General features: G+C 72.5%; 2 protein-coding genes. One reads left to right on the top strand and one right to left on the bottom strand.

The window, feature by feature from the left end; translation table 11 throughout:
- Positions 1–117: 117 nt before the first annotated feature.
- On the bottom strand, positions 118–894 hold the full coding sequence (gene ppgK / locus VOI19_RS18500) for a polyphosphate--glucose phosphotransferase (RefSeq protein WP_323794412.1): 777 nt from the start codon (positions 892–894) through the stop codon (positions 118–120).
- A gap of 55 nt (positions 895–949) precedes the next feature.
- On the opposite strand from ppgK, the gene VOI19_RS18495 reads away from it, so the two are divergent.
- On the top strand, positions 950–2,131 hold a 1,182-nt coding region (locus tag VOI19_RS18495; protein WP_323794411.1), incomplete at its 3' end, for a cysteine desulfurase-like protein.

Raw genomic sequence — 2,131 nt, 5'->3', positions numbered from 1 at the left:
CCGCCGCCAAGGCCGGTTACCGGGCCGGCACGGTCACGGTGAAGTCGCCCAAGATCAAGCGCTGACTCCCTCTCGCAGCCGAGGGCTGGCCGGCACCCACGGCCCTCCCCCTTGAGGTCAGCCCTCGGCTGCGTGCAGCGCTGCTCCGATGATCCCGGCCTTGTTGAGCAACAGGGCCGGGATGATCGGCGTCTCGAGCTCGACCATCGGCAGGAACGACGCCGCGTGCTTGCTCACGCCGCCGCCGACCACGATCAGGTCCGGGGAGAACAGCCGCTCGAGGGTCCGGTAGTAGGTGGTGAGTCGTCGGGCCCACTTCTCCCAGGTGAGGTCCTCGCTCTCGCGCACGCTGTTGGCTGCGCGGGACTCGGCGACGTGGCCGTCGATCTCGAGGTGGCCCAGCTCGGTGTTGGGCACCAGCACCCCGTCGTGGACGAACGCCGAACCGATCCCCGTGCCGAGCGTCGTCACGACGACCAGGCCGTTCTGACCGCGGGCAGCCCCGAAGCGCACCTCGGCCAGGCCGGCCGCGTCGGCGTCGTTGAGCACCCGCACCGCGCGTCCGGTGGCCTTCGTGAACAGCGCGTCGGCGTCCGTGCCGATCCACGCGTCGTCGATGTTGGCTGCCGAGCCGACGACACCGTGACGCACGATGCCCGGCACGGTCACACCGACCGGACTGGTCGAGCCGTCGATGCCCTCGGCCTTCGCCAGTGAGGCGAGCAGCTCGACGAACACGTCGGCGACGGCGTCCGGCGTCGCGGGATCCGGGGTCGCGATGCGTTGACGGTCGCCGGCGAAGTCGCCCCGGCCGAGGTCGACCGGTGCGGCCTTGATGCCACGGCCGCCGAAGTCGATGCCGATCGGGTGGTCGGCCACAGACGATGAGCTCATCGAGACATCAGACCACGTGCACTCGGCCGCGCTGCACGCCTGACAGCATGGCGACATGGACGTCACCCGACTGCGCGCCGCCTTCCCCGCCCTGACCACCGGTGCGGGCGCCGGCCTCGTCCGCCTCGACGGACCGGGTGGCTCGCTCGTCCCGCAGGTCGTCGCCGACGCGACGGCCGCTGCGATGACGTCCGGCATGTGCCAGCGCGGTGCGCTCACGGCGCCCGAGCAGCTGACCGAGGCCACCACGATCGGCGCCCGTGAGGCGATGGGCGACTTCCTCGGCTCCGACCCGCGCGGCATCGTGTTCGGCCGCTCCATGACGGCCCTGACCTTCGACCTCGCCCGCACGCTGAGCGCCTCGTGGGGCCCGGGGGACGAGGTCGTCGTGACCCGCCTCGACCACGACTCCAACATCCGGCCCTGGGTCGTGGCCGCCGAGCGTGTCGGCGCCACGGTGCGCTGGCTCGGCTTCGACCCCGAGACCGCCGAGCTGGACGACGTCCGCCCACTGCTCAACGACCGCACGAGGCTGGTGGCGGTGACGGCCGCGTCCAACCTGTTCGGCACCCGCCCGGACGTCGTCGGCATCGCGGCCGCCGCGCACGAGGTCGGCGCCGTCGTGCATGTCGACGTGGTGCACCTGGCGGCTCACGCAGCGGTCGACCGGGTCGCGCTCGGCGCGGACGTCGTGACGTGCTCGCCGTACAAGTTCTTCGGACCGCACCTCGGCGTCCTCGCCGCAGACCCGGCGTTCCTCGAGACGCTGCAGCCCGACAAGCTGCTGCCCTCGACCGACGCGGTGCCGGAGCGGTTCGAGATCGGCACGCTGCCCTACGAGCAGCTCGCCGCGGTGACGGCTGCCGTCGACTTCATCGCCTCCTTCGCCACCATCGACGAGCACGCGCCGCGCCGCGAGCGCCTGGTGTCGGCCTTCGCCGAGTTCGCCGCGCACGAGGACGCGCTGCTCGCCCGCCTGCTCATCGGCCTCGACCGGCTCAGCCACGTGCACGTGCTGGGCCGCCCCGCCTCCCGCACGCCCACAGTGCTCCTCCGCGTCGACGGTCACGAGCCGCGCGCGGTCTACGAGCACCTCGCCGGGCTGGGCGTGATCGCCCCCGCAGGCAGCTTCTACGCCATCGAGGCATCACGGCACGCCGGCCTCGGCGACACCGGTGGCGTGCGCGTGGGGCTCTCGCCGTACACGACTGCGATCGACCTGGACCGGCTGATCGTC

The sequence above is a fragment of the Nocardioides sp. genome, from assembly GCF_034670285.1.
In the GTDB taxonomy this organism is placed as follows: domain Bacteria; phylum Actinomycetota; class Actinomycetes; order Propionibacteriales; family Nocardioidaceae; genus Nocardioides.
Note: the sequence above shows the minus strand (reverse complement) of the source record. Positions and strands in the feature narration are given on the sequence as shown.